This window comes from Verrucomicrobiota bacterium, assembly GCA_019247695.1.
Classification (GTDB): Bacteria; Verrucomicrobiota; Verrucomicrobiia; order Chthoniobacterales; family JAFAMB01; genus JAFBAP01.
Window position 1 is genome coordinate 1 of the sequence record JAFBAP010000189.1, and the last position, 5334, is coordinate 5334.

Here is a 5334-nt window from a genome sequence, read left to right on the forward strand (position 1 = left end):
CCGTCGGTACGCCTGAAACGCTGCCCCGGCGGGCGCCGACTCCCAAGAGGCGGCCGGTTGGCCAAACCCGGCGCGACCCTCGACGCCAACCCCGACCACCCCAACCTTTGACGGCCGCCTGGGTTGGACGCGTGCGAACGCGAGCAGATCTCGCGACCTCGTGCCAGGACGGCGTGCGCTAAGGCCCGCCGGTCACGTGACCGGCGGGCGCGCCCGGAGACCCGGAAGCAGGACCGAACGGAACAGCCGCACGGGGCTGCAAGCAGATCCGGAACGACGCGTATTGCGGCCCTTCAGTCGTCTCCGGTTTACACGAGTTTTTGTACTATGGCGTCTCCGGCGACCGGCCTTGCATTATTGGCCGGCATGCACCGCGAAGGCCTTAGCGATCCGGTACCCATACTCGGTGGTGATGATGCCATTCATAATGGCCGTGATGGTGATGCCGATGATAGTCTCGGTCATGATGGTCTTGGTCGTGATCCTCCGCCCAAGTGGGAAGCGCAACAAACGCCGAGACGACGCCTGCCAGGGTTAACCCCAATACTTTTCTCATGCCGTATTAAAGCAGATAATCTTTAACCCGCCACAAATGCAGTAACGCAATGTGACGCGCGCGGGATTTGGGCCCAAGGCTGCAACCAAGGGGGGGCCGGGTCGCGGCCTCGCCACATTTTCATTGACGATGCCGCGGCTGCCGGGCTAACGTTCAAGCCTTCGATCCCTGGGAGGGTTCCCCCGTGAGCATCCCCGTCAAGATCCGTGTCAACGGAAAGCTGCGTGAAAGCGAGGTAGAGCCTCGCCTGTTGCTGGTTCAGTTTTTGCGTGAGGTGTGCGGCCTGACCGGGACGCACGTGGGCTGCGAGACCGGCGTGTGCGGGGCCTGCACCGTGCTGGTTGACGGGCAGGCGGTCAAGTCGTGCACGATGCTTGCCGTCCAGGCTGATGGTTCAGAGGTCACCACGATCGAGGGGCTTGCGCGTGACGGACAGCTGCATCCTGTCCAGGAAGGTTTCTGGGAATGCCACGGGCTCCAGTGCGGCTACTGCACGCCAGGCATGATCATGGCTGCGGTCCAGCTTCTTGAGCGAAATGCCTCGCCTTCACGCGACGAAATCCGCCACGCGCTCGACGGCAATCTCTGCCGTTGTACCGGCTACTCGCACATCGTCGACGCGGTTGAGCACGCAGCAAAGAAAGCCCGGAGGTAGAAATGGTCACCACGAAAGAGAACGCCCCTGAAGTGAAATCGTCTCAGGGATACGTCGGCCGCGCGATGAAGCGCGTTGAGGATCCCCGACTCGTTAAAGGCATCGCAACCTACGTTGACGATTTGAAGCTCCCGGGCATCCTCCACGCGGAATTCGTCCGCAGCCCGCACGCACACGCTACTGTCAATTCCATCAAGACGGAGGCCGCGACGCAGTTGCCGGGCGTCATCGGTGTCTTCACCGGTGCGGACGTGAACGACAAAGTGGGGACGATTCCATGCGTCTCCCTGCTTCCCGGCCAGAAGTCGCCTGACCATAAGGTCCTGGCTGGCGGGCGTGCCTACTTCGTCGGCCACCCGGTCGCGGTCGTTATCGCGGAGACGCGGGCCATCGCGCGGGACGCGCTCGATCTCGTCGAGGTCGACTACGATCCACTCCCGGCGGTGATCGATCCGGAGAAGGCGCTCCAACAGGATTCGCCCCTCACGCACCCTGAACTCGGGACCAACGTCGCGTTTACGTGGAACCTCCAGTCCGGTGATGTGGCCGGCGCCTTCCAGGAGGCCGACAAGGTCCTGAAAATCCGTGTAAACCACCCGCGGCTGACGCCGATGGCCATGGAACCACGCGGCTGCGTGGCGTCGTGGAATGCTGGTGAATCATCGCTCACCCTCTGGACCTCGACCCAGATCCCGCACCTTATCCGGACGCTTCTACCCGGCTTGATCCGAATCCCGGAGAACAAGCTCCGCGTGGTCGCGCCCGAGGTCGGTGGCGGGTTCGGTTCAAAGCTTAACCTCTACCCGGAAGAGGCCGTCGTCAGTCACCTGGCCATGCGCCTTGACCGGCCGATCAAGTGGATCGAGAGCCGGCGCGAAAACGCGGCGGCCACCATTCATGGGCGCGATCAGGTTGGAGACCACGAGATTGCGATTCGGAACGACGGCACGGTGCTCGCCATCCGGTCTAAAGCGATCGCCGATATCGGCTCGTACTGCCAGCTTCTGACGCCCGCAATCCCGACCCTGACAGGCGTCATGATCTGCGGCTGCTATAAGCTCAAGGCGGTGCAGGTCGACTTTACGGGCGTACACACAAACAAGATGTCAACCGATGCGTACCGCGGCGCGGGACGGCCCGAGGCGGCCTACGTGATCGAGCGCATCATGGACTTTGTAGCCGCCGAGCTTGGCCTCGACCCGGTGCAGGTCCGCCTGAAAAACATGCCCGCTCCCACGGAGTTCCCGTTCACAACCGCCAGCGGGCTCGTGTATGACAGCGGAAACTATCAGGCGGCCCTTGACAAGGCGGCAGCGCTCGCCGACTGGCCGAAGCTCCTCAAACGACGGGACGCGGCGCGGGGGGAGGGCCGGCTTTTCGGGGTTGGCATAGCCACCTACGTTGAGATCTGCGGGTTCGGTCCTTCAAAGACCATGGCTGCGGGCGGATGGGAATGGGGCTGCGTCCGGATCGAGATGTCCGGGAAGGTGACCGTGATTACGGGCACTACCCCGCACGGGCAAGGGCAGGAGACCAGCTTTGCCCAGATCGCGGCTGACCGGTTGGGCGTACCGATCGAAGACGTCGTCGTTCTCCGTGGCGACACGGCAACGGCCCACTTCGGCCGCGACACGTACGGCAGCCGCACCACTTCGCTTGGCGGGACGGCGATCGTGATGTCGATCGATAAGATCATTGAAAAGGCGAAAACGCTGGCTGCGGCGCTCCTTGAGTCCACGCCCAAAGAGGTTGAGTTCAAGGATGGCGGGTTCTTCGCAAACGGGAAGGCCGAGAATGCGCTTGGATGGGGACGGCTCGCCAGCGAGGCCTACCTCGCAAAAAACCTGCCGCCCGGGTTGGAGCCGGGGCTCGAAGCATCGAGCTTCTTCGAGCCGCCCAGCTGCACGTTCCCGTTCGGGACGCACATTGCCGCCGTCGAGGTGGACCGCGATACCGGTCAGGTCAACATCGTGAAATACATCGCGGTGGATGATTGCGGCAGGCAGGTAAACCCGCTTCTGGTCGAAGGCCAGGTGCAGGGCGGAATTGCTCAATCGATCGGCGCGACGCTCATGGAAGGGACCGTCTATGATGAGAACGGACAGTTGCTCACGGGGGAATTCATGGATTACGCGATTCCGCACGCGACGGATGTCCCGGATTTTGTCCTTGGGAGTACCGAGACACCTTCGCCCGCGAACCCGCTTGGCGTGAAGGGGGTGGGCGAGGCGGGAACGATCGGGGCAACGCCCGCGATCGGGAACGCCGTCATCGACGCGCTTTCATCGCTCGGGATCCGTCACCTCGACCTGCCGTTCACGCCTGAGCGGGTCTGGCGCGCGATCCAGGAAAAGGAAGGCCGGTCATGATCCCCGCTGCGTTCGACTACGTCCGGCCTGCGACGCTCGACGAGGCGCTCGACGTCCTGGCCAGACACGGCGATGATGCCAAGGTGCTCGCCGGGGGCCACAGCCTGATCCCGGCGATGAAGCTCCGGCTCGCACAACCCAAGGTGATAGTCGACATCGGCCGGATCGGCGGCCTTCGCTCAATCAGCGAACAGGACGGAAAAATCGCGATCGGCGCGCTCGCCACCCATTATGACGTTGAGTCGTCCGATCTTCTCGGACGCTCCTGCCCGCTTCTGCCCGAGGTCGCCGCCAGGATCGGTGACGTGCAGGTGCGCAACAAAGGAACCATCGGCGGCAGCTGCGTCCACGCCGATCCTGCGGCCGACTGGCCGGCGGCGATGCTCGCGCTCGACGCTGAATTTGAGCTTGCCGGCCCGCGCGGAGGCCGGATCGTGGCCGCGAAGGACTTCTTCGTGGACATGCTGACGTCGGCCGTCGAGCCGGGTGAAATCCTCAAGACGCTTCGCGTGCCGGTGACCGCGAAGTCGGTGGCGTACGTCAGGTTCACGCAGAAGGCGAGCGGCTTTGCAATCGCCGGCGTCGCCGTCGTCCTGGACACATCCCGGAAGGTTGCTGCCGTCGCGGTAACGGGCGTAGCCCCGAAGCCGTATCGCGCCGCCGCCGTGGAATCTTTGCTTCACGGATCGGAGTTATCGGCGGCAACAATCGCCGCAGCGGCTCAGAAAGCGGTTGACGGAGTTGATCCGCTCTCGGATATCCACGCCTCAGCGGAATTCCGGGCGCATCTTGCGTGCGTCCACGCAAAGCGGGCCCTGGAACTCGCTGCGAGCCGCAAATGAAGCTTTCCGCGACACACGCGTACAACGCCCCGCAGGAGAAGGTCTTTGCGGCGCTCGTCGATCCGGCGGTTCTCCAGAAGTGCATCGACGGTTGCGAGAAGATGGAGCAGACCGGAGAAGACAGTTACTCCGCGCATCTGAAAATCGGCGTTGCCGGCTTGAAGGGAAGCTACGTCGGGAAGGTGCGCATCGCGGAGAAGAACCCGCCGGTGTCGTTTACGCTTCAGGCTGATGGGAAGGGCGCTCCCGGTTGGGTAAAGGGGATCGCCCGGATCCGAATCTCGCCGAAGGGCGAGGGGAGTGAGCTCCAATGTGAATCGGAAGGGCAGGTTGGTGGGCTCATTGCGGCGGTAGGGTCGCGGCTCGTGGACGCGGCGGCGAAGAAGATGCTGGACGAATTCTTCCGCAAACTGGGCCAGCAGCTCAGCGCCTGACTTGCGTGTCTAAGAGGCCCTTCCTCGCCCCGAGCTTCGGCGCGCGAGCCTCTGGCCTGCATCGTGCCCAGCGTTGCTCACGTCGTGGACTTGCGCCCGGACATCGAGGCTCACGCAGATTGGTGCGCCGTGTTGAGCCGCCGGTCAGATGGTCTTATACCATTTAGACCATTATCTCGGTAACATTTCGACCGGATTTCAGCCCCGAAGGGGCGCTGGAACATAGCCCAGGATTTATCCTAGGTAACCGTCAAATAACGATCGAGCCCTCCTAAGGCGTCACGCCTGTACGCCCACCTTGACAAACGCCCGCCGCGCCGGGTTGGATTTGCTGAAGGGGCGGCAGAAAATGAGTCAGCGCCGCCCTTGCCGCCGAGGCCGCAATTCCGGACCTGGCCGTAGCCGCGGACGGCAATACGACAAATCAGATAGAATGCCGGATGAGGGAGGGCAAGCCTACAGCCCCGGGCTGCTTTGC

Annotated in this window: 4 protein-coding genes; all 4 read left to right on the forward strand. The window is 63.2% G+C overall.

The window, feature by feature from the left end:
• Positions 1-740: 740 nt before the first annotated feature.
• The 4 genes from JO015_22235 to JO015_22250 are packed head-to-tail and all read left to right on the forward strand — an operon-like array spanning position 741 to position 4856.
• The gene (locus JO015_22235) at positions 741-1211 is read left to right on the forward strand and encodes a (2Fe-2S)-binding protein (protein ID MBW0001827.1); all 471 of its coding nucleotides are present in this window, start codon (positions 741-743) and stop codon (positions 1209-1211) included.
• Between the two features lie 2 nt (positions 1212-1213).
• The gene (locus JO015_22240; GenBank protein MBW0001828.1) at positions 1214-3580 is read left to right on the forward strand and encodes a xanthine dehydrogenase family protein molybdopterin-binding subunit; all 2367 of its coding nucleotides are present in this window, start codon (positions 1214-1216) and stop codon (positions 3578-3580) included.
• Entirely contained in the window at positions 3577-4422 is an 846-nt protein-coding gene (locus tag JO015_22245) for a xanthine dehydrogenase family protein subunit M (GenBank protein MBW0001829.1), read from the forward strand. Before JO015_22240 ends, JO015_22245 begins: the two co-directional genes overlap by 4 nt.
• Entirely contained in the window at positions 4419-4856 is a 438-nt protein-coding gene (locus JO015_22250) for a carbon monoxide dehydrogenase subunit G (protein MBW0001830.1), read from the forward strand. Before JO015_22245 ends, JO015_22250 begins: the two co-directional genes overlap by 4 nt.
• Positions 4857-5334 lie beyond the last annotated feature (478 nt).

Coding starts and splice junctions, on each gene's coding strand:
- JO015_22240 (MBW0001828.1), top strand. CDS start 1,214: ATGGTCACCACGAAAGAGAACGCCCCTGAAGTGAAATCGTCTCAGGGA.
- JO015_22250 (MBW0001830.1), top strand. CDS start 4,419: ATGAAGCTTTCCGCGACACACGCGTACAACGCCCCGCAGGAGAAGGTC.
- JO015_22245 (MBW0001829.1), top strand. CDS start 3,577: ATGATCCCCGCTGCGTTCGACTACGTCCGGCCTGCGACGCTCGACGAG.